At 72.8% G+C, this 22075-nt stretch carries 18 protein-coding genes and 1 riboswitch; of the genes, 9 read left to right on the plus strand and 9 right to left on the minus strand.

Annotated elements, in window-relative coordinates; all coding sequences use genetic code 11:
* Positions 1-36: 36 nt before the first annotated feature.
* Positions 37-966: a GNAT family N-acetyltransferase gene (locus tag ACGF3J_RS20375; protein ID WP_393854444.1), complete on the minus strand. Its 930-nt coding sequence runs from the start codon at positions 964-966 to the stop codon at positions 37-39.
* A gap of 171 nt (positions 967-1137) precedes the next feature.
* Between ACGF3J_RS20375 and ACGF3J_RS20380 the strand changes: the two genes are divergently transcribed.
* Both ACGF3J_RS20380 and metE read left to right on the plus strand, forming a co-directional pair.
* A complete protein-coding gene (locus tag ACGF3J_RS20380) occupies positions 1138-1572 on the plus strand; it encodes a hypothetical protein (protein WP_161329012.1) in 435 nt (144 codons plus the stop codon).
* A gap of 73 nt (positions 1573-1645) precedes the next feature.
* Positions 1646-1867, plus strand: a riboswitch (cobalamin riboswitch).
* 169 nt (positions 1868-2036) lie between these two features.
* Positions 2037-4355, plus strand: a complete 2319-nt coding sequence (metE, locus tag ACGF3J_RS20385; protein ID WP_161329011.1) for a 5-methyltetrahydropteroyltriglutamate--homocysteine S-methyltransferase — start codon at positions 2037-2039, stop codon at positions 4353-4355.
* Positions 4356-4420: 65 nt separating this feature from the next.
* On the opposite strand, the gene ACGF3J_RS20390 is transcribed toward metE, so the two are convergent.
* Both ACGF3J_RS20390 and ACGF3J_RS20395 read right to left on the minus strand, forming a co-directional pair.
* Entirely contained in the window at positions 4421-6238 is a 1818-nt protein-coding gene (locus ACGF3J_RS20390) for an RICIN domain-containing protein (protein WP_393854523.1), read from the minus strand.
* 93 nt (positions 6239-6331) lie between these two features.
* Positions 6332-8131, minus strand: coding sequence for a beta-galactosidase family protein (locus tag ACGF3J_RS20395; RefSeq protein ID WP_393854445.1), 1800 nt, complete (start codon positions 8129-8131; stop codon positions 6332-6334).
* 202 nt (positions 8132-8333) lie between these two features.
* Here ACGF3J_RS20395 and ACGF3J_RS20400 point away from each other — a divergent pair, with 202 nt between their 5' ends.
* The gene (locus ACGF3J_RS20400; RefSeq protein ID WP_161329877.1) at positions 8334-9365 is read left to right on the plus strand and encodes a LacI family DNA-binding transcriptional regulator; all 1032 of its coding nucleotides are present in this window, start codon (positions 8334-8336) and stop codon (positions 9363-9365) included.
* Here ACGF3J_RS20400 and ACGF3J_RS20405 read toward each other — a convergent pair.
* The 4 genes from ACGF3J_RS20405 to ACGF3J_RS20420 are packed head-to-tail and all read right to left on the minus strand — an operon-like array spanning position 9355 to position 14613.
* Entirely contained in the window at positions 9355-11289 is a 1935-nt protein-coding gene (locus ACGF3J_RS20405) for a glycogen debranching N-terminal domain-containing protein (protein ID WP_393854446.1), read from the minus strand. The two genes, ACGF3J_RS20400 and ACGF3J_RS20405, sit on opposite strands and share 11 nt — an antisense overlap.
* The gene (locus ACGF3J_RS20410; RefSeq protein ID WP_393854447.1) at positions 11286-12692 is read right to left on the minus strand and encodes a trehalase family glycosidase; all 1407 of its coding nucleotides are present in this window, start codon (positions 12690-12692) and stop codon (positions 11286-11288) included. The genes ACGF3J_RS20405 and ACGF3J_RS20410 overlap by 4 nt, the downstream gene beginning before the upstream one ends.
* The gene (locus tag ACGF3J_RS20415; protein WP_161331455.1) at positions 12689-13489 is read right to left on the minus strand and encodes a sugar phosphate isomerase/epimerase family protein; all 801 of its coding nucleotides are present in this window, start codon (positions 13487-13489) and stop codon (positions 12689-12691) included. The genes ACGF3J_RS20410 and ACGF3J_RS20415 overlap by 4 nt, the downstream gene beginning before the upstream one ends.
* 41 nt (positions 13490-13530) lie before the next feature.
* On the minus strand, positions 13531-14613 hold the full coding sequence (locus ACGF3J_RS20420; protein WP_161331456.1) for a zinc-binding alcohol dehydrogenase: 1083 nt from the start codon (positions 14611-14613) through the stop codon (positions 13531-13533).
* A gap of 134 nt (positions 14614-14747) precedes the next feature.
* Between ACGF3J_RS20420 and ACGF3J_RS20425 the strand changes: the two genes are divergently transcribed.
* The 5 genes from ACGF3J_RS20425 to ACGF3J_RS20445 all read left to right on the plus strand — a co-directional run bounded on the left by ACGF3J_RS20425 (position 14748) and on the right by ACGF3J_RS20445 (position 20272).
* Positions 14748-16151: an ABC transporter substrate-binding protein gene (locus tag ACGF3J_RS20425; RefSeq protein ID WP_161331457.1), complete on the plus strand. Its 1404-nt coding sequence runs from the start codon at positions 14748-14750 to the stop codon at positions 16149-16151.
* 30 nt (positions 16152-16181) lie between these two features.
* The gene (locus tag ACGF3J_RS20430) at positions 16182-17201 is read left to right on the plus strand and encodes a carbohydrate ABC transporter permease (RefSeq protein ID WP_161331458.1); all 1020 of its coding nucleotides are present in this window, start codon (positions 16182-16184) and stop codon (positions 17199-17201) included.
* Positions 17198-18082, plus strand: coding sequence for a carbohydrate ABC transporter permease (locus tag ACGF3J_RS20435; protein ID WP_161331459.1), 885 nt, complete (start codon positions 17198-17200; stop codon positions 18080-18082). The genes ACGF3J_RS20430 and ACGF3J_RS20435 overlap by 4 nt, the downstream gene beginning before the upstream one ends.
* A gap of 18 nt (positions 18083-18100) precedes the next feature.
* The gene (locus ACGF3J_RS20440; protein WP_393854524.1) at positions 18101-19300 is read left to right on the plus strand and encodes an ROK family protein; all 1200 of its coding nucleotides are present in this window, start codon (positions 18101-18103) and stop codon (positions 19298-19300) included.
* 78 nt (positions 19301-19378) lie between these two features.
* Entirely contained in the window at positions 19379-20272 is an 894-nt protein-coding gene (locus tag ACGF3J_RS20445) for a Gfo/Idh/MocA family oxidoreductase (RefSeq protein WP_161328210.1), read from the plus strand.
* Between the two features lie 28 nt (positions 20273-20300).
* Here ACGF3J_RS20445 and ACGF3J_RS20450 read toward each other — a convergent pair whose 3' ends face one another.
* Together ACGF3J_RS20450 and ACGF3J_RS20455 are read right to left on the minus strand one after the other, a co-directional pair.
* Positions 20301-20708 carry a RidA family protein gene (locus ACGF3J_RS20450; RefSeq protein ID WP_161328211.1) on the minus strand — a complete coding sequence of 136 codons (408 nt, stop codon included), beginning with the start codon at positions 20706-20708 and terminating at the stop codon, positions 20301-20303.
* A 118-nt stretch (positions 20709-20826) separates the two neighbouring features.
* Positions 20827-21294, minus strand: a complete 468-nt coding sequence (locus ACGF3J_RS20455) for a GtrA family protein (RefSeq protein ID WP_346346072.1) — start codon at positions 21292-21294, stop codon at positions 20827-20829.
* A gap of 194 nt (positions 21295-21488) precedes the next feature.
* Here ACGF3J_RS20455 and ACGF3J_RS20460 point away from each other — a divergent pair, with 194 nt between their 5' ends.
* Complete coding sequence (locus tag ACGF3J_RS20460) at positions 21489-22064, plus strand: tellurite resistance TerB family protein (protein ID WP_122617782.1); 576 nt, start codon at positions 21489-21491, stop codon at positions 22062-22064.
* Positions 22065-22075 lie beyond the last annotated feature (11 nt).

A 22075-nucleotide genomic window follows, 5' to 3' on the forward strand; every position in this document is an offset into this window, starting at 1 on the left:
GACGGCACCGGCCGGCGGCCGGTGCCGTACCGGGCGTCAGCCGATGACGGCCTCCCAGGTGTCGACCGCGAAGTGGACGGTCATGCCGTTGCGGCCGTAGAGGCGCGGTGCGCCGGTGGCGTTGGCCGTGTCGACCCCGAGGCCCACCGTGTCCCGGCCCCGCGCGGCGAAGTGCGCGAAGGCGTGCCGCAGGAGGAATCCGCCCAGGCCCCTCCCCCGTGCCTCGCCCAGCACGCCGAGGGCGCGGATCCAGCCCATGGCCTCGCGGTCGTCCCGGGCCAGCAGGAAACCGGCGTCCCCCAGGTCGTCGGTGGCGGCGATCCACACCAGGGACCAGTCGAGCCCCTCGGCGTCGATGTCGCTGAGCCAGAGCCGGTAGGGGCGCGGCTGGAAGTCGAAGTGCCCGGCGAACGCCTGCTGGTACAGCTCGTGCACCCGGACCCGGTCCGCCTCCGTCGCGCAGGCGCGCACGCTCACCCCGGCCGGGGCACGCGGCGGCAGGTCGGCCGCGGGGTCCACCGCCCGGCGCAGGACGTGGTGGGACCGGACGACCCGCCAGCCCCGCTCCGCGAGGAGCGCGGTGTCGGTCGTGGGCCGGGCGTTGAGATGCAGGTGGACGACGGCCCGAGCGGCCCCGTTGGCCCGTGCCTTGGCAGGGGCGCGGTCCTCCATGGCGGCCAGCAGCCGCAGGCCGGTGTCCTGGTGGCCGGGGAGCACGTAGTGGTCGATGTCCACGCGCTCGCCGCCGGACTCGTCCCACAACAGCCCGTACGCCACCAGCAGGCCGCCGTCGAAGGCGAGCCACGAGTCCCGGCTCAGATCCGTCTCGGGATGCTTCAGGTCGGCCTCGACGGTGTGCTGGTCGGTCTCGGGGCGGCCGATCTCGATCCGGTCGATCTCGTTGAGGAGCTGGGTGATGGCGGGCGCGTCGGCAAGGGTGGCCGGCCGCAGTTCGGCGGTGGACATGAGAGCAGAATCGAGGGCGCCGGCGGGCGCCCGCAACGGAATTTCCGCCCTGCACGCCGCTGAGGACCGTCCGGACGCGGATGGGGCGCGACGGGTGGACGTAGGTCCGCGAACCGCGGGCATACGGGTGTCCTGAGGGCCTTCTCCGTCGCCGACCCACGGGAGTCTCCTGTGACACCGAGCCTGCGCACCGCACGCGGGTGCCGTGCCGCCGCCGTTCTCCTGCTCGCCGCCGCCTGGTACGGGGGCAGCCACCACCCCTGGCTCGCCCTGCCCGGGCTCTACGCCGCGGGGGTCATGGCCTGGTGCGCGGCCCGGGAGGGGGCCGAGCACCGGCGCAGGACCGTTCTGGCACGCCGGGCCGAACTCCTGGCCCGTCCGCCTCATCGGCAGCCGGTCGGTCTCGCCCCGTGCTGCGCCTTCTGGCGGCACTCCGACGGCGCCGTGCACGGCCCGGAGTGCACCCGCCCCGCCGCAGCCCGCGTCCCCGTGAGCGCCGACTGCTGCGAGGTGTGGTGGACCTCGCTGGGCTCGGCCCACGACACGGCCTGCCCGCGGCACGCCGTCGCGCCCGAGCGGGACCGCAGCGACTGGGCCCAGCAGTAGTCCGCCGGCGGTGTGTCCCGTCGCACCGTCCGCATGCCGGACGCGTCCGGCCGATTCCGGGGTGGTCCCCGGTAGGGTGAACGGTGCAGCTGGTTCGCCCCGTCCGCCAGGCGGGGTGTCGTAAGAGGGAACCCGGTGGGAATCCGGGACTGCCCCGCAGCGGTGAGCGGGAACGACCGCCGTCATACGCACTGGGTCCGACGTACCGGGCCCGGGAAGCGACGGCCAGTAGGTGTCCTCCGGACGGAGGGCGTGCCCGCGAGTCCGAAGACCTGCCAACTGCCCGCGTGCGGACCGTTCCGCGCGCGGACATCCCGGTGACCTCGAGGGCGGGTCGGCGTGCACCAGACGGAACGGCCGTGCCTTTGCCGCGCGGGGTCGTCACCGTCCGGCTGTCAGCCACACCTTCGCGCTCTCGTCCCGTCCCCGGGATCTCAGGGACTCATCTCGCGAAGGAGATCTCCGTGACAGCGAAGTCCGCAGCCGCGGCAGCACGGGCCACCGTGTACGGCTACCCCCGCCAGGGTCAGAACCGTGAACTGAAGAAGGCCGTCGAGGGCTACTGGAAGGGCCGCGTCACCGCCGACGCCCTCCACGCCACCGCCGCCGAACTCCGGCGCGACAACCGGCGGCAGCTCACCGACGCCGGCATCCACGAGGTGCCCACCGGTGATTTCTCGTACTACGACCACGTCCTCGACACCACCGTCATGGTCGGCGCGATTCCGGAACGGCACCGCGCCGCCGTCGTCGCCGACGCGACGGACGGCTACTTCGCGATGGCCCGCGGCACCCAGGACGTGGCGCCGCTGGAGATGACCAAGTGGTTCGACACGAACTACCACTACCTCGTCCCCGAACTCGGTCCCGGCACCGTCTTCACGGCCGACTCCACCAAGCAGGTCGCCGAGCTGAAGGAAGCCCTCGCCGAGGGCCTCACCGCCCGTCCGGTCCTGGTCGGCCCCGTCACGTACCTGCTGCTCGCCAAGCCCGCTCCCGGCGTGCCCGCGGACTTCGAGCCGCTCACGCTCCTGGACCGGCTGCTTCCCGTGTACGCCGAGGTCCTCGCCGACCTGCGTGCGGCCGGCGCCGAATGGGTCCAGCTCGACGAACCCGCCCTGGTCCAGGACCGCACCCCGGCCGAGCTGAATGCCGCGGAGCGCGCCTTCCGTGATCTCGGCGCCCTGTCCGACCGTCCGAAGCTGCTGGTCGCCTCGTACTTCGACCGGCTCGGCGACGCCCTGCCGATGCTGGCCAAGGCACCGGTGGACGGGCTGGCGCTGGACTTCACCGAGGCCGCCGCCGCCAACCTCGACGCGCTCGCCGCCGTCGGTGGACTGCCCGGCAAGCGCCTGGTCGCCGGTGTGGTCAACGGCCGCAACATCTGGATCAACGATCTGCAGAAGTCCCTGACCACACTCGGCACCCTGCTCGGGCTCGCCGACCGTGTAGACGTCTCCGCCTCCTGCTCCCTGCTGCACGTCCCGCTGGACGCGGCCCTCGAGCGGGACATCGACCCGCAGATCCTGCGCTGGCTCGCGTTCGCCCGGCAGAAGACCTCCGAGATCGCCACGCTCGCCAAGGGCCTCGCCCAGGGCACCGACGGCATCACCGGCGAACTCGCCGCCAACCGCGCCGACCTCGCCTCCCGGGCCACCTCACCCATCACCCGCGACCCTGCCGTCCGCTCCCGTGCGGAGGCCGTGACCAGCGCCGACACCCGCCGTTCCCAGCCGTACGCCGAACGGGCCGCGGCCCAGCGCGCCCACCTCCGGCTGCCCCTGCTGCCGACCACCACCATCGGCTCGTTCCCGCAGACCACCGAGCTGCGCACCGCACGCGCCGACCTGCGCGCCGGGCGCCTGGACGAGGCCGGTTACGAGGAGCGCATCAGGTCGGAGATCCAGGAGGTCATCTCCTTCCAGGAGAAGACCGGAATCGACGTCCTGGTGCACGGCGAGCCCGAGCGCAACGACATGGTCCAGTACTTCGCCGAGCAGCTGACCGGCTACCTCGCCACCCAGCACGGCTGGGTCCAGTCGTACGGCACCCGCTACGTCCGTCCGCCGGTCCTGGCCGGTGACATCTCCCGCCCGCAGCCGATGACGGTGCGCTGGACGAACTACGCCCAGTCCCTGAGCGACCGCCCGGTCAAGGGCATGCTCACCGGGCCGGTCACCATGCTCGCCTGGTCCTTCGTCCGCGACGACCAGCCCCTCGGCGACACCGCCCGGCAGGTCGCCCTCGCCCTGCGCGACGAGGTGAACGACCTGCAGGCCGCCGGCACCTCGGTCATCCAGGTGGACGAGCCCGCACTGCGCGAGACGCTGCCCCTGAGGGCCGCCGACCACGCCACCTATCTGGCGTGGGCGACCGAGGCGTTCCGGCTCAGCACGAGCGGGGTGCGTCCGGACACCCAGATCCACACCCACATGTGCTACGCGGAGTTCGGCGACATCGTCCAGGCCATCGACGACCTCGACGCCGACGTCATCAGTCTGGAGGCAGCCCGCAGCCACATGCAGGTCGCCCGGGAACTGGCCGCCCACGGCTACCCTCGCGAGGCCGGACCGGGCGTCTACGACATCCACTCCCCGCGTGTCCCGAGCGCCGACGAGGCCGCCGACCTCCTGCGTACGGGCCTGAAGGCCATCCCGGCCGAGCGGCTCTGGGTCAACCCCGACTGCGGACTGAAGACCCGTGGCTGGCCCGAGACCCGTGCGTCGCTGGAGAACCTGGTCGCCGCCGCCCGCACGGTCCGCGGTGAGCTGCCCGCCTCCTGACCGGAGCGGGCCGGCGCCGGGCCGGGACACCGCACGTGTCCCGGCCCGGCGCTCACCCCGTCACGTCAGCCGGCGCGCCCGCTCGGCGTCAGGGTGAGTGTCTGCTCGCCGGGGCCGCGCCGGCCGCCGACCCGGTCGCCGGTGCTGTCGGTCCAGGAGCGGACGGGCGTGGTCTCGGCGCGCCGGTGGGGGTTGCCGGAGACGCCGATCACCAGGCCGCTGTAGCGGTTGACCAGCCGGTACGTGCCGTTGGGGGTGCCGTCGGCGGAGGCTCCGGGGATCACGAACCACTGCTGTCCGACGGAGGGCCCGCCGCTGCCGGGGCGGGTGACGGTGGGCTTGGTGCCCCAGGCCCGGCCGGCCGTGGTGGTGGAGTCGACGCCGAGCAGCCCGCCGGTCGCGGCGTTGGCGATGCGGTAGGAGCCGTCGCCGTTGTCGGTGAAGTCCCACTCCGCCAGTCCGGACGGCTTCGAACCGCGCACCGACGTGGTGGCGGAGCCGTGCGCCGTCCGCTGGGCGAGGGCCCGGCCGTCCGCCCCGGTGATCCGGTAGGTCTTGTCCGTGTCGACCGGTGCCGCCGGATCGGAGGTGCCGATGCTGATGTCGACGTACTCGCTCGACGTGCCGCCCGAGCAGCCGAAGGAGCAGTACGAGCGGAACGACTTGCCGACGATGCCGGAGCCGGTCCTGTTCACACCGTCGAGGAACCAGCGGTACCAGGACGCGTTGGTGTGGTCGCCGGTGTCGCCGAGCGGGAACCACTTCTGCGTGGCGAGGTCGTCGGTGGCGTAGAACTGCTGCGGGGCGTCGCCGCTCTGGTCGACCGCCTGCGGCTCGCCCACGTACAGGCCCAGGTGGGCGTTGTAGGTGATGTCCATGACGAACAGGGGCGAGGTCGGGGGCATCTCGCCCGCGGCCACCTGCTCGTCGGCCTTGCCGGGCGTGGCCGGGTCGTACTCGTCCGCCACGGGTGTGTAGCCGGTGTCCCCGGAGCCGCCGACGGGCACCATGTTGCTCTCGCGGCCCCCGACGCCGGGCTCGGACCAGGCGCCGTCGTACCACTTCTGCCAGGTGCCGGGCGCCATCTTGCCGGACATCGGCGCCCGGGCCACGTGGGCGTGGAACGCCTTCCAGCTGCCGCCCTTGTCCACGATCCGCGAGCCGTAGTAGACGTAGAAGTACCCGGAGGCGGTGTCGGCGAACAGGCGGGGGTCGCCGTCGCCGTAGTGGTAGGTCTGCTGCGGGAACGCCCCGGTGTCACCGCGCTTCGTGCTGTACGGCGAGGTGATGACGTGGTCCTCGACGGACCAGGTCCGGCCCTGGTCGCGGGAGACCGCGTAGTCGATGCCGTCGTAGTGGAGGCCGTCGGCGAAGGGCTGCGGGGTGAACTCGTTGTGCACCAGGCCGTACCAGTCGCCGGTGTCCGGGTCCACCCACACACCGGCCAGGTCGCAGTAGTTCTTCTGCGCGTAGTGCGAGCCGGCGGGCGGGAAGGTGGACTCCTTGCCGGTCGGGCTGTTGTTGCACCGCCAGGTGGTGTCGTCGTTGCGGTCCCTGGGCTCGTCGGGGTCGACGGCGTCGCTGGTCGCGGACCGTTCGGCGGTGTCGAAGTCGGTGCCGGTGTAGAAGCTCCAGGCGCGGCTGTCCTCGGCGCCGTACAGCGCGTGGGCCTGCTGGTAGTAGAAGGTGCCGTCCTTGTCGATGTAGGTGGCTGCCGGGGTGTCGTCGGGCCGGGTCCAGGAGCCCTTGTCCCCGACCGTGACGGTGTAGGTGGTGCCGGGGCCGGACGCGGACGCGGGCGGGGACCCGAGGGACGCGCCGCCGGCGAGGGCGAGGGCGGTGGCGACGGCCGCGAGGGCGAGTCTGCTTCGGGGAGCGGTCAACCGTGACACGGGTACTCCTCAACTCGTGTTGCTGCCAGTGGGGGTTGGTGAACCGATTGCGGTGTGCGGGCCGGTGAGCTGGGTCGGGCGCGGTCAGTCGAAGGTCTCGACGTACTCCTCGGCCGGTCCGAGGTCGGGGCGGTCCACGAGGGCGACGTGGCCGCCGAGGCGTTCCAGCTCCAGGACGGTGAGTGTGTTGGGGCCCGGGCGGAGGAGGGGGCGGGGCAGGTACAGCGTGGTCTGCGGGCCCGCCTCCCAGTACCGCCCGAGCAGCATGTCGCCGACCCAGACGAAGCCCTTGGCGAATCCGGGGAGGGCGAGGAAGGTGTCGGCGGGTTCGGGGACGTCCAGCACGGCGGTGGCGAACCCGGCCGTGCCGCCGGGTCCGGCGGCCGACGTGGCGCGGGCGAGGTCGTGCGGGGACCATTCGTCCAGCGGGAGGGGGTGCATGGTCCAGCCGTGCACGAGCCGGCGCTCGATCCGTACGCCGCCGAGGATGCCCTTGCCCTGGCCGAGGAGCGGCCCGTAGTTGATCCGCCCCTGGTTCTCGACCAGCAGCTCCAGCCGGACGCGCGCGCCGGTGCCGGTCAGGGGGAAGGAGGCGGTCTCGCGGTCGAGTACGGCGACGGGCACGCCGTCGGCGAAGACCTGGGCCCGGTCGTGCAGTCCGCTGACGGTCACCTCGTGGCGGCCGGCGGGCAGCAGCGGGTGGGCCGTGTAGAGCACGAGGCCGGCGGACTGGCCGAGTTCGTCGAAGCCGAGCGGCACGGGCGCGTGCACGGGCTCGGCGGCGGCGCGCACTCCGTCCAGCAGGGCGGCCCGCCGGGTCACGGGCAGCGTCGCGGGCGGCAGCAGGGGCGGGTCGGCGGGCAGCGGCCGCGGGCGCGCAGGGACGCCGGGCACGGCGGCGAACCGCTCCCGCAGCGCGTGGAACTTGGGGGTGAGCGCGCCGTGTTCGGCCACCGGGGCGTCCGAGTCGTAGCTGGTGACCGTGGGCTGCAGGGACTCCCCGTCGTGGTTGGCGCCGGCCCACAGGCCGAAGTTGGTGCCGCCGTGCGCCATGTAGAGGCTGACCGAGCCGCCCGCGTCGAGGATGTCCCCGACGTCCCGGGCGGCGCTGTCCGAGGACCGCACGTGGTGCTTCTCGCCCCAGTGGTCGAACCAGCCGTTCCAGAACTCGGCGCAGAAGAAGGGTTCACCGGGCCGGCGTGCGCGCAGGAGCGCCGCCGCGTCCTCGGGCCGGGAGCCGAAGGTGGCGGCCGCCAGTTCGCCGGTCAGGCTCCCGCCGTCGAGCATGAGCGGGGTGGGGCCGTCGGCGGTGTAGAGAAGTTCGGTGATGCCGCGGCCGGTCAGGGCGTCCCGTACCCAGCGGACGTAGTCGTGGTCGTCGCCGTAGCTGCCGTACTCGTTCTCGATCTGCACGGCGACGACCGGTCCGCCGTGCGCGGCCTGGAGTTCGGCCAGGCGCGGGACGAGCACGTCGAACCAGCGGCCGACCGCTTCCAGGTAGGGGCCGTGGCTGGTGCGCAGCCGCATGCCGGGGGTGCCGGTGAGCCAGGCCGGCAACCCGCCGTTGTCCCACTCGGCGCAGATGTAGGGACCGGGCCGCACCATCACGTCGAGGCCCGTCCGCTGGGCCAGCCGGGCGAAGCGCGCGATGTCCCGCCAGCCGTCGAAGTCGGCCTCGCCGGGGCGGCGTTCGTGGAAGTTCCACGGGACGTAGGTGTCCACGGTGTTGAGCCCGAGGGCCGCCAGCCGGTCCAGGCGGTCGGCCCACTGCTCCGGGTGGACGCGGAAGTAGTGCAGCGAGCCGGACAGGACGCGGTGCGGGCGGCCGGCGCGCAGGAACGTGCCGTCGGCGTGGGTGAGTGCGGGCGTGCGCGGGAGGGTCACTCGACGGCTCCGGAGGTCGTGCCGGCCCCACCCCGTTTGTTATCGATCTCTGGGCGGAGGCGGGTGCTGTCCGGCATGACTATGGCAGAGAATGTTATCGATGCCAACAGGTTGGACGAGCGCGTCCCGAGGCCCTGGAAACAGCGGGTGGCTGCCCATGTCAGCGATACCATCGACCAGGAGGCATCCGAGGAAGGACCGCATGACGAAGCAACAGGGCGACGGCGGGCGACGGCCGCCGGGGATGACCGACGTGGCCCGCGCCGCCGGGGTGTCCGCGCAGACGGTGTCGCGGGTGCTCTCGGGCCATCCGCACGTGCGGGAGAAGACGCGGGCCGACGTCATGGCCGCGGTGGCCAGGCTCGGGTACCGGCGCAACAACGCGGCCCGCATGCTCTCCTCCGGGCGCAGCCGCACGATCGGCGTGGTCACCCTCCGCACCACGTTCTACTCACGCGCCCTGGTCACCTCGGGCATCGAGGGCGCCGCGCAGGCCGCCGGATACACGGTGAGCACCGCGACCACCGCCTCGCTGGACACCTCCGCCATCGAGGACGCGCTGTCCCGGCTCACCGACCAGGGCGTGGAGGGCATCATCCTGTCGGTGCCGCTGATCCACACGAGCCCGCGGCTCGAAGAGCTGACCCGTGCCACGCCCACGCTCACCATCGACGGTTCGCGCACCGACGCCACGGAGGTCGTCGCCGTGGACCAGTCCCTGGCGGCCCGGCTGGCCACCCGGCATCTCCTGGACCTGGGCCACGAGACCGTCTGGCACCTCGCGGGCCCGGAGCAGTGGCTGGAGGCCGCCAGCAGACGGGAGGGCTGGCGGACCACGCTGGAGGCCGCCGGGCGCGCGGTGCCACCACCCCTGGAGGGCGACTGGTCGCCCGCCTCGGGGTACCGGGGCGGCCTGGTCCTGGGCCGGATCCCGGACGCGACGGCGGTGTTCGTGGCGAGCGACGAGATGGCGTTCGGCGTCGTGCGGGCCCTGCGCGAACTGGGGCGGCGCGTCCCGGAGGACATCTCCGTGGTGGGCGTCGACGACATCGAGCTGGCGGAGTACTGCGCACCGCCCCTGACCACCGTCGCCCAGCCCTTCGCGCAGATGGGCGAACTCGCCGTCGCCCACCTGCTGCGCTACATCGCCGCCCCCGAGACGGTGCCCGAACCGGCGTCGGTGGAACCGCGCCTCGTCGTCCGCGCGAGCACGGCGGCGCCCGTCAGGGGCTGAGCGGCCCCTCTCCCAGCGCGGTCCGCAGGGCCAGCGGGGTGGCCGCCGCCCAGGCCTGCGGGGAGCAGGAGTGGGGGTACGGGACCGGTGCCGGGGTCGCGGCGCGGTCGTAGCCGGCCAGGACCTCGGGCAGCCGGTGGCCGTGGTGGGACGCCGCCGCGATCAGGCCGTCGGCGACGGTGCGCACCTCGTCCGCGAGTCCCTGGCGGGCCAGGCCCAGCGCGACGACCGCGTTGTCGTGCGGCCAGGCGCTGCCCCGGTGGTAGGAGAGCGGGTGGTACGGGCGCTGCCCGGCGGCCAGGGTGCGGATGGCCCAGCCGGAGAAGAAGTCCGGCTCCAGCAGCCGCCTGCCCACCCGGCGGGCGCGGTCCTCGTCGAGGATGCCGGACCACAGCAGATGCCCGGCGTCCGAGGCCAGCGCGTCGACCTGGCGGCCGTCGCCGTCCAGGGCGAGGGCCGGGAAGTCGGCGCCGGGCATCCAGAAGTCCGCAGCGAAGCGTGCGCGCAGCCCCGCGGCCGTCTCCCGCAGGCGGCGCGCGTAGGGTTCGTCGCCCCAGACGCCGGCGGCGAGTTCGGCGGTGCGCAGGAGCGCGTCGTAGGCGTAGCCCTGCGCCTCCGAGACCGCGATCGGCCCCCCTGCCTGGGTTCCGTCGGCGAAGCAGACGGCGCCCTCGGAGTCCTTCCAGTTCTGGTTGACGAGGCCGTTCGGGTCGGGGGTGTAGACGAGGTAGCCGTGCCGTTCGAGGCCGCCGTCGGTGAGCATCCAGTCGACGGCCCGCCGGGCGTGGTGCTCCAGGCGGACGGCGAGGGTGCGGTCGCCGGTCGTCTCGTGGTGGGCGTGGAGCAGCACCAAGAAGAGCGGGGTGGCGTCGACGGCGCCGTAGTAGCGGCCGTAGGGGACCTGCCGGAAGTGGGCGAGTTCGCCGTGCCGGGTCTCGTGGACGATGCGTCCGGGCTGCTCGCCGCTGAAGGCGTCGTGGCGCTCGCCCTGGACGGCGGCGAGCGCGCTCAGCACGGCGGCCGCCGTCGCGGGCCGGTACGGCAGCAGGAAGTACGAGGTCAGCAGCGAGTCGCGCCCGAACAGGGTCATGAACCACGGGATTCCCGCGGCGGGGACGCGTAGGTGCTCGCCGTCGACGCCGGTGACCGGGATGGTCAGCAGGTCGAGGTCGGCCAGTCCGCGTTCACAGGTGCGGGTGAGGTCGTCCGGCGCGGACGCCCGGTGGTGCGGGTGCCGTTGGCCGGTGGCGGGGGCGGAGGGGGTGGGCGCGGTGTGTCCGTGCGGGTGGGCACGGGCGGTCAGCCGCACCTCCGCCCGTCCGTGCGCGTCGAGCGGCAGCCGCCAGGACAGGGTCCGGACGGTGGCGTCCCCTTGCGGCTCGGCGGATCCGGCCGTGTCGGGTGCGGGGCGGCAGGTGAGTTCGGTACGGGCGTGCCATGCGTCCCGCCGGTAGGTGAAGACCGGCCCGTCGGCGCGGTCGTGGGTCTCGTACCCGGCGCCGGGCTTGGCGTAGTGGCGGTCGTCGGCGCGGAGTTCGAAGAGGTCGGCGAAGTCGGCGCCGACGGTCAGCTCGACGTGGGCGGTCACGGGGTCGGGGCGGTTGCTGACCAGGGTCAGATGCTCGGTGAACGCGCCCGCGGTGACGCTCTGCCGCCTGAAGACGGTGTAGGCGGGCGGGTGGTCCCGGGTGCCCTCGGGGGTCAGGACGCAGGCGGCCGTGTCGTCGCCGTCCGCCGTGGCGGGTACCAGGACGACCGGCTCGGTGCCGTCGACGGTGAGCCGCCAGCGGCTCAGGTGCCGGGCGTCCTGGAAGAACAGGCCGTCCGGGGCCGTGCCGCGGGTGCCGGTGATCCCGCCGTCGGTGCCGAGCCGTACGAAGGTGGCGTCGCGCACGAGTTGGACGCGGGTCTCGGCCGTGGTCATGACTGGGCCTCCGTCAGATCGTGTCCCGTCGGGTCGGACCCGGTCGGGTGGTCCGCCGCCGGGCCGGGGCTCAGCAGGTCGAGGGTGAGGGCGGCGGTCCAGGAGAAGTGCCGGGTGCCGCGGGCCGCGCCGGTGCCGGGGTCGACGTACTCGGCGAACCCCGAGTCTCCGGCCCGGGCGAGGAAGTCGGCGCGCAGCACCTCGGCGTCCTGCCGCAGGCCGTGGGTGCGCAGTCCCCGCTCGATCAGCCAGGCCGTGTTGAACCAGGCGGGGCCGCGCCAGTACCGGGTGGGGTCGAAGGCGGGGCCGGTCAGGTCGTAGCTCGGGACCAGCCGGGTGGCCGGGGCGCGGAAGTGCGGCCCGGTCAGCGTGGCGTGCAGGCTCCGGACGACGTCCTCGGGCAGGTGCGGGACGAGCAGCGGGACCAGGCCGCTGACGCTCCGCTCGTCGACGTGCGTGCCGGTGTGCAGGTCGCGGACGCGGAACAGCCCGGCCTCCGCGTCCCACAGCCGGTCCACGAGCGCCCGCGTCAGTGCGGCGGCCCGCTCCGTGTGCCGCTCCCCCGGCCGGCCCAGTTCGCGTGACATGGCGGCGAGCGCCAGTTCACTCACGGCCAGCAGCGCGTTGAAGGACGGGTCCTCCACGGCGAACCGGTGGGGTGCCGTCCGGTCGTCGTAGCCGGCCTCCCGGTACTCGGTGGCCAGCCGCACGTAGCGGCCGTAGTCGAGGTCGGTGGGCCGGTCGGCGGGGTGGCCGTGGTCGAGGTCGGCGCGCCGGAAGGTGCCGGGCGGGCTGGGCTCGATCCGCTGGAGCGCCCGGTCCCAGCAGGGGCTGTTGTCCATGCCGGGTTCCCACGGGTGCACGACGGCCGCGAGGCCGCCGCCGCCGAGGTCGCGGCGGTCGAGGAGGTAGTCGTGCCAGGCGGCGAGGCGCGGCTGGACGCGGGCGAGGAAGCCGCGGCGGCGGGACTCGTCCGGGTCGGCGCGGTGCACCAGCCAGGCCGCCAGGGCGTGCACGGGCGGCTGGACGATGCCCGAGGTCTCGGCGGCCGACGGTGCGCCCGCGGCGCGGCCGGCCCGGGAGGACTGCCAGAAGTCGGGGCTCGGGAAGTAGGCGTCGTGCGGCAGTGCGGGGTTGAAGACGATGTGCGGGACGCGGCCGTCCGCCCACTGCGCGGCCAGCAGGGACTCCAGTTCGCGCTGGGCGCGGCGCACCGACAGGTGGCGCAGCCCGATGGCGACGAAGGCGGAGTCCCAGCTCCACTGGTGCGGGTAGAGGGTGCGGGAGGGGACGGTGGACGCGCCGGTCCAGTTGTCGAGGAGGACCCGCGCCGCGCCGCGCCGCAGGGTCAGGTCTGCGGGCGCGGCGGGCGCGGGCCGGTCCAGGAGGTCGGGGGAGTTCACGCGCCGGACCTCGCGAGGAAGCCGGGGACGGAGCGCACGGCGTCCAGGGGGTCGCCGGTCAGCCGGCATTCGAGGGCGAGGTGGCCGTCGTAGCCGATGGTGTGCAGGGCGCCGAGCCAGGCGGGCCAGTCAAGGTGTCCGGCGCCGGGCTGGAAGCGGTTGGAGTCGGAGACCTGGGCGTGGCCGATGACGTCGGCGTGCGCGACGATCGCGGCGGCGGGGTCGGTCTCCTCGATGTTCATGTGGTAGCTGTCGATGCCGATCCGGACCGAGTCGAGGCCGACGGCGCGGATCAGGTCGGCGGCCTGGTCGAGCCGGTTGACCATGTGGTCCTCGTAGCGGTTGAGCGGCTCCAGGAAGAGCGTGACGCCCTCCTTGCGGGCGTGCTGGCCGAGTTCGGTGAGACCGGCGAGGAGCACCTCGCGGTCCTCCTCCTCGGTGCGCGGCGGCTCGAAGGGCGGCAGCCGGCGGGAGAACATGCCGTACGAGGCGGGCGTCTGGGCGCCCACGCCGCCGATCTCGGCGATGACGGTGAGCTGGGACTTCATCTGGGCGACGGCGTCGCGGCGGACGTCCTCGTCGAAGGCGCCCAGGAAGTGCAGCATGTCGACGCAGACGGTCGGCATGACGACACCGTCCTCGCGGGCCTGCTTCAGTTCACCGAGGCGGGAGGCGAAGTGGAAGTCGCCCTTGCCGCGCAGTTCGATCGCGTCGTATCCGGCCTGCCGGGCGAAGTCCCACTTGGCCTGGAGGGTGTCCCCGGGCAGCAGCTGTTCCTGGACGGCGGTCTTGAGCATGGGGGGCCTTTCGGAAAATACCGGTCGCGAAGGAGCGGGTCTCAGAATTCCAGGACGACCTGCAGCGCCTCGGCGGGCCGCTCGTCCAGCAGTACGTAGGCGTCGGCCGCGTCGGCGGCGGGGACGACGTGGCTCACCAGGGCGTCGACGTCGACCTGGCCCTCGGCGACCAGGCGCAGGAAGGTCTGCTGGAGGCGGTCGACGGTCCAGCGGTTGGAGAGCTGCGGCGGGACGCCGCCGATCTGGGAGCAGATCAGCTGGACCCGGTTGTGGTGAAACTCGTCGCCGAGCCGCAGGCCGATGCCGTCGCCCTGGTAGAAGCCGGAGGCCACCACCCGCCCGCCGGCGGCGACCGAGCGCAGCGCCTCGTGCAGGGCCGGGTAGGCGCCGCTGATCTCGATGGCGAGGTCGGCGCCGAGGCCGCCGGTGGCCTCGCGGACGCGTTCGGCGACGGCGTCGGTGCGGGCGTTGAGGGTGTGCTGGGCGCCGTACCGCTTCGCGGTCTCCAGGCGGCCGTCGAGGGCGTCCACGGCGGTGACACGGGCGCCGCTGAGCCGGGCGAGCCGGGTGGTGAGCAGGCCGATGACGCCCTGCCCGAAGACGGCGACGTCCTCGCCGAGGTGGATGTCACCGGCCAGGACGGCGTTGTAGGCGATGGCACCGACCCGGGCGAAGGCGCCGGCCAGGGGTTCGAGGCCGGCCGGGAGGGTGTGGCCGATCATGCGCTCGGCGGGCACGATGCCCTCGCTGCGGTGGCCCCAGATGCCCCACACCAGGTCGCCGGCGGTCGGCAGGCCGGGGGTGCCGGCCAGCTCCGGGGAGACCTCGACGACCTCGCCGACCTCGGAGTAGCCCCAGCCGGCCACCGGGTACTCGATGCCGGGCGCGCCGTCGCGGAAGAGCCGCGCCTCGGGGTCCCAGGTCCGGGTCAGATACGGGTTGGTGCCGCGGTAGGCGGTGAGTTCGGTGCCCGCCGAGATGCCCGAGTACCGGGTGCGGACCCGCAGGTGGCCGGGCGGCAGTTCGGCCCTGGCGTGCTCGGCGACCTCGACCTGGCGGGGGCCGGTGAACTGGACGACCCGCTCGGTGGACGGCACGGGCGACGCTGCGGACTTCGGTGACACGGATGACACGGAGGGCTCCGGAAGGGTTGCTGATGCTGTTGCGTCGACAATATCCGCAACTTATGTCTTGTCAACAAGCAAAAGTGATGCTGTGATGCGTGGCGAGCAGACATAAGCCGGAACGAGGACACTCAATGCGCATCAGGACCCTGCGGTCGAGGACGACCGCGGTCGGCGTCACGGCGGCCCTGGGAGTGGGGCTGCTCTCGGGCTGCGCGGGCAGCACCGGGCCCGGCAAGCCGGACCGTGAGATCACGGTCTGGACCCAGGAGAACCTCCCCGACCGTGTCGCGGCGACGCGGAAGGTCGTCGACGGCTTCGAGAAGAAGACCGGGATCAAGGTCGAACTCGTCGGGGTCGACGAGGCCCAGATGCCGCAGCTGATCATGTCGGCGGCGGCCTCGGGCACGCTGCCCGACGTCATCGGCGCCGCCCCCATGGGCCAGGTCTGGCAGATGTACACCAACGGCCTGCTGAACACCGACATCCCGAAGCGGATCGTCGGCGAACTCGGCCGGGACACCTTCAACGCCAACGCGCTGGAGCTGACCTCCGACGGCGCCACCAGCCTCGGTGTGCCCTCCGACGCCTGGCTGCAGTTGCTGGTCTACCGCAAGGACCAGCTGGCGCAGAAGGGCCTGCCGGCGCCCGACACGTACGCGAAGACGCTGGCCGCCGCCAAGGCGCTGACCACCAGGGGCCACGACGGCATCTCGGCGGCCACCGACCCCAGCGACGTCTTCACCTCGCAGAGCTTCGAGAGCGTCGCCCTCGCCAACGACTGCCAACTGGTCGACGACCGTCACGAGGTCGCCCTCGACTCCCCGCAGTGCGAGACCGCCTTCCGCACCTACGACCGACTGGCCCGCACCTACGGGGCGCCCGGCACCCAGACCGTGGACTCCACCCGGGCCACCTACTTCGCCGGCCGCTCCTCGATGGTCGTCTGGTCCTCGTTCCTGCTCGACGAACTGGCCGGCCTGCGCAAGGACGCCCTGCCGAGCTGCCCCCAGTGCGCGAAGGACCCCCAGTACCTGTCGGACAACAGCGGCATCGTCACCGCGATGAAGGGCCCCGACGCCGAGGAGGCGGCCCAGTTCGGCGAGATCACGTCCTGGGTGACCACCAAGACCGCCGAGACCGCGGCGTCCCGCGAGTTCATCGAGTACATGATGGGCACCGGCTACGAGTCCTGGTTCGGCATGGCGCCCGAGGGCAAGATCCCGGTCCGCAAGGGCACGGCCGCCGACCCTCGGCGCTACCTCGAATCGTGGCGCCACAGCGAGATCGGCGTCGACACCCGCAAGCCGCTGGACGAGGTCTTCCCCGACAGCCTGCTGGACCAGCTCGCCGACGGCGTCAGCAACATGCGCCGCTGGGGCATCTCCCAGGGCGAGGGAGCCCTCGTCGGGGCCACCAACGGCGAACTGCCCGTCCCGAAGGCGGTGGGCGCCATGACCAGCGGCCAGAGCTCGCCGTCCGAGGCGGCGCGCGACGCCGACGAAGAGGTCGCCGCCCTGAAGAAGTCCTTGCAGTAGCCGCCCGCCTGCACCTCACGAAGGTCCCACATGACTACAGCTCCAGCCGGCGCACCGCAGCGCCGGGACTCCAGCCCCCGGTCCACCGACCGGTCCGCCCCGTCGGGCCGCCGGCCGATGACCGCCAGCCGGCGGGCCAACCGGGCGGGACTCGCGTTCGTCTCCCCCACCTTCCTCGTCGTCCTCGTGGTGGTCGTGCTGCCCATCGCCTGGACCGTGCTGCTCGCCTTCCAGAAGGCCCGGCTCGTCGACATCCAGGGCATGAGCCTGTTCGGCAACTGGTCCCTGGACAACTTCGCGCAGGTCTTCGACTCGGCCGGCTTCTGGTCCAGCCTGGGCACCACCCTGCTGTACACGGCCGGCTCCACCGCCGGCTCCGTCGTCCTCGGCCTGATCGCCGCGCTCGCGCTGCGCAAGCCGTTCAAGGGACGCGGGCTGCTGCGCGCTGCGATGCTGCTGCCCTACGTCGCACCCGTGGTCGCCGTGGCCTTCGTCTGGGAGGTCGCGCTCAGCCCCCAGTACGGCGTGGTCAACGACTGGGGCAAGCGGTTGTTCGGCTGGGACGACCCGATCGCCTTCCTGTCCACCCGGGAGTACGAAGTCCACCTTCTGGGCCTGCACTTCGACATCCCGCTGGCGCTGCTGACCGTCATCGTCTTCGAGTGCTGGCGCTACTTCCCGTTCGCGTTCCTGTTCATCCTGGCGCGGCTGCAGGCGGTGCCCGACACCTTGGAAGAGGCCGCGCTGGTCGACGGGGCCACCCCGACCCAGCGGTTCCGGCACGTGCTGCTGCCCCAGCTGATGCCGGTCATCGCGCTGCTGTGCGTCCTGCGGTTCATCATGACGTTCAACAAGTTCGACGACGTGTACCTGCTCACCGGCGGCGGCGCCGGCACCGACGTGGCCGCCGTGCGCGTCTACGACTTCCTCACCGCCCGCTACGACGTGGGAGCCGCGGCCGCCCAGGCGCTCGTCCTGGCCGTCTCGCTGATGATCCTGCTGGGCTTCTACTTCAAGTTCTTCGGCAACAAGGTCCAGGAGGAAGCGTGACGCGCAAGGCGGCCCTGTCCCGGGCCCAGTTCGAGGAGCGGTTCTTCGGCGTACTGCGCTGGTTCGTCATCGCGTTCCTCGCGGTGATCACCCTGCTGCCGTTCTACTACATGGTGCTGCTGTCGCTGAAGCCCATCGACGCGCTCCTGCTCGACCCCGGATCCCTGTGGATCTCGGCGAAGGACTTCACCCTCTCCACCTACCAGGACGTGCTGCGCTCCAGCTCCGACGGCGGCCAGGGCTTCCTGAAGTTCCTGCGCAACTCCGCCCTGGTCTCCCTCGGCACGGTGGTGCTCACCCTGGTGGCGGCGGTGCCCGGCGCCTACGCGATCAGCCGCCTGAAGTTCTTCGGCCACCGCCAGGTCAGCGCGCTCTTCCTGGCCGTCTACCTGTTCCCGGCCACGCTGCTGGCGGTCCCGCTCTTCGTCATCTTCGCCCGGATCGGGCTCTCCTCCAGCCTGGTCGGCCTCGCCGTCGTCTACGTCGCCCAGACCGTGCCGGTGTCGATCTACATGCTGAAGAACTACCTCGTCACCATCCCGGCCTCGATCGAGGAGGCGGCGGCGCTCGACGGGTGCTCCCGGCTGCAGACCGTCCGCAAGGTGATCCTGCCGCTCGCGCTGCCCTCGCTGATGGCGACCGGGCTCTACGTCTTCATGATCGCCTGGAACGAGTTCCTGTTCGCGCTGCTGTTCCTGGCCGCCGACCCCGGCCAGTGGACCGTATCCCTGGGACTGGCGCAGCTGTCCAACGGCATCGAGGTGCCCAAGACCGTGCTGATGGCCGGTTCCGTGGTGCTGACGATCCCCGTGGTACTTCTGTTCTTCGCCGCCGAACGCCTGCTCACCGAGGGGCTGACCAGCGGCGCCGACAAGAGCTGAGCCGTGGGGGACTCCATGATGACGTCAAGTCAGGCCAGCGCGGGTGCGCTGCTGCAGCTGATCCGCAGCGGCCGCGCCAACACCCGCGCCGACCTCCAGCAGGCGACCGGGCTGTCCCGCTCCACCGTCGGACAGCGCCTCGACCTGCTCAACCGCGCGGGGTGGCTGCGCCACGCCACGGGCAGTTCCACCGGCGGCCGCCCCTCCCACCGGATCGTGTTCGAACCGGGCCACGCCTCGGTGATCGCCTTCGACCTGGAGACCCGGCACGCCCGGGCCGCCGTGCTCGACCTGGCGGGCACCATCCTGGCCGAGCACACCGCTCCGCTGGACGTCGCCGAAGGGCCCGAACACGTCCTGGACCGGCTGGCCGAGTGGTTCCCGGATCTCATCGCGGCGGCCGGGATCCCGGCCTCCCACGTGGCGGGCATCGGACTGTCGGTGCCGGGCCCGGTCGACTGGGAGTCCGGGCAGGTGATCGAGCCGCCGATCATGCCGGGCTGGGACCGGTACCCCATCAGGGAACGGCTCCAGAAGGCGTACGCCGCGAAGACGGGCCTGGACCCGGCGGCGCACGCGGTGCCGGTGCTCGTGGACAACGACGCCAACCTGATGGCGCTGGCCGAGTACCAGGCCAACCACCGGGACTGCGCCTCGTTCGTCCTGCTGAAGGTGTCCACCGGCATCGGCGCGGGGGTGGTCATCGGGGACAGCCTCTACCGCGGTATCGACGGCGGCGCCGGGGACATCGGGCACATCCGGCTGCACGACCGGTCCGACGCGCTGTGCATGTGCGGCTCCCACGGCTGCCTCGCGGCCGTCGCCAGTGGCCGGGCCATCGCCAAGGAGCTGTCCGCCCTCGGCCTCGACACCACGTCGGGCCGGGACGTGCGGCGGCTGCTCAACGAGGGGCATCCGGACGCGGTCCGGCTGGCCCGGGAGGCGGGACGCCGGGTGGGCGAGGTCCTGGTGACCGTCGTGACCCTGCTCAACCCCGGGGTGCTCATGATCGCCGGCGAGCTGTCCGGGGTGCCCTTCCTGACCGGGGTGCGGGAGCTGGTCTACCAGCGGGCCATGCCCCGCGCCACGGCCGGCCTCCAGGTCGTCACCTCGCGGCTCGGCGACCACGCGGGGCTCGTCGGGGCCGCCGCCATGGTCGTGGAGCACCTCTACTCCCCCGCCGGCGCCGACGCCCGGCTCGAACACCTCGCACCGTGAGCCCGGCGCCGTGACCACACCGCCGTGCCCCCGTGTGCCGTACTCCCGTGTGTCGTACCCCCCGAAGACAGGAACACCGTGAACGCTGTCCCCGCCCCCTGGACCGACCGGCCCGTCGAGGTCGGGCTCGTGGGCGCCGGCCCCTGGGCCCGCGCCATGCACGCCCGGGTACTGGCCGCCGGGCCGGAGACCCGGCTCGCCGCGGTCTGGGCCCGCCGCACCGAGGCGGCCCGTGAAGCCGCCGCACCCTACGCCGCCCATGTCGCCGCCGGTTTCGAGGAGTTGCTGGACCACTGCGAGGCCGTGGCGTTCGCCGTACCGCCCGCCGTCCAGGCCGAGCTGGCGCCCCTGGCGGCGAAGCGGGGCAAGGCGCTGCTGCTGGAGAAGCCGCTCGGCCCCGACCTGTCCGCGGCCCGCCGCGTCGCCGACGCCGTGGCCGACGCCGGTGTCGTCTCGCAGCTGGTGCTGACCAAGCGCTACCACCCGGCCACCCGCGCCTTCCTCGAGGCCGCGCGGTCCTTCGAGGCGACCGGGGCACGCTCCTGCTACCTCCACGGCGCCTTCCTGGGCGGCGAGTTCGCCACCGGCTGGCGCCTGGAGCACGGCGCCCTGCTCGACCTCGGCCCGCACCTCCTCGACCTGCTGGACGCCTCGGTCGGCCCCATCACGTCCATCCGCGCCACCGGCGACCCGCGTCGCTGGACCGAGTTGACCTGCACGCACGAGAACGGCGCCGTCAGCCAGGCCTCCCTGTCCGGCTCGGTGTCCGTCCCCCAAGCGCTCACCCGCGTCGAGCTGTTCGGGCCGGACCGGCCGCTGGTCTACGACACGGCAGGCATCGACCACGAGGAGTGCTGGCCGATCCTGCGCCACGACTTCGCCACCGCGGTCCGCACCGGCACACCGACTCCGGTGGACGCCCGGCGCGGGCTCTACTTGCAGGGGCTGATGGACCGGGTCACGTACGGCTGACCGGTCGCGTCACCCGTCCCGGTCCGCTTCAGTCGACGACCGCCGTGGCCTCCACCTCGACCAGGTGCTCGGGCACGTCCAGCGCCGCGACGCCCAGCAGGGTGGCCGGTGCGGCCGGGGTCGTGCCCAGTCTGGCGGCGGCGCGGGCGATGCCCTCGAGGAGCAGGGGCATCTTGTCGGGGGTCCAGTCGACGACGTGGACGTTCAGTTTCGCGACGTCGGCGAAGGTGGCGCCGGCCGCGGCGAGGGCGGTGCCGACGTTGACGTAGCACTGCTCGACCTGCGCGGCGAGGTCGCCCTCGCCGACGGTGGTGCCGTCGGCGTTCCAGGCGACCTGTCCGGCGACGAACACCAGCCTCGTGCCGGAGGCGACCGACACCTGCCGGTAGACGTCGACCTCCGGCAGGTCCGCGGGGTTCACCAGCGTGATGGCCATGGCTGCTCTCTCCTTGCCCGTGCTCTCCAGTGGTTACTCGGGAACCGTAGGAGAGTGACCCGTGACATGGAAGAACGCACTTTTTGGTGACCGGGGCACCTGTTGGTGACCCAGCAGGTCAGCGGCGGGCGCGGCCCCGGAAGACGGCGAGCCGCAGCACCAGGAAGCGCACCACGGTGACGACGACGGACGTGGCGGCGAGGACCGCGGTCTCCGCGGCGGGCGAGGCGGCCGGCTGCTCGTGCCGGAACCACAGCACGGCGCCGGACGTGACCAGGTAGCCGAGCAGGAAGAGCCCGCCGGCCCCCAGATGGGCACGGACCGGTCCGGCGTCGGCGTGCCGGAACGTCAGGCGTCGGTTGGCCTCCGTGTTGAGCACGGTGAGAACCAGCAGGGAGACCAGGTTGGCGACGGCCGGGGGCCACCACAGGCGCAGCGCCCAGTACAACGCCGCCTGTCCGGCGGTCGAGACGACGCCGATCGCGACGAACCAGCCGACCTCGCGCGACCACACCCTCCGCCGGGCGGCGGGAGCACGGGGCGGTCCGGCGGCCTCGGCGACCGGCGCCCCCTTCAGCCGAGCCACACTCACGCCTCCACCCGGCCGACCGAAACGGCAACTCCTGGTCGCGCAGCCTACTACGGCACCGGTAGGCTCTTTGCTCTGTCTTTGCCTTCCGGGAACCCTGTGGTCCCGGAAGGCGTTGATGCTGACGACCGCGAGAGATCGCGGCCGGGAACCATGACCGACAAGCAGCAACAGAAGCCGAGGTGGCACGAGTGGCGATGTGGGACAAGATCAAGGACCAGGCCAAGACCTTCCAGCAGTCCCAGGGCACTCGGGGAGCGACCGGATCGGGACACGGCGCGCAGGGGCACCAGCAGCCCGGCGGGACGGGCTCGTCCTCCGGCGGCTCCAAGGCCCAGCTGATGGGGCTGTTCAAGTCCCAGCTCGCCTCGGTCAAGACCGAACTCAAGAGCGGTTCCTACCGGGACGCGAGCATGGCCATGTGCGCGCTGGTCGCCGCGGCCGACGGCCAGGTGGAGCCGGCGGAGCGGCAGCGCGTGGAGGAGCTGATCGTCTCCAACGAGGTGCTGCAGAACTTCCCGGCGGACCAGCTCCGCCAGCGGTTCAACCAGCACGTGGACAAGCTTCTGGCCAACTTCCAGCTGGGCAAGACCGAGGCGCTCCAGGTGATCGCCAAGGCCGCCAAGAAGCCGCAGGAGGCGCGCGCGGTCGTCCAGACCGGCATGGTGGTGGCCGGGGCCGACGGCGTCTTCGAGCCGTCCGAGCAGCAGGCGATCCGCGAGGCGTGCACCGCGCTGGGCATCTCGCCGACGGAGTTCGGCGTCTGATTCACCTTCCG

This window comes from Streptomyces sp. NPDC048171 (genome assembly GCF_043202655.1).
GTDB lineage: Bacteria > Actinomycetota > Actinomycetes > Streptomycetales > Streptomycetaceae > Streptomyces.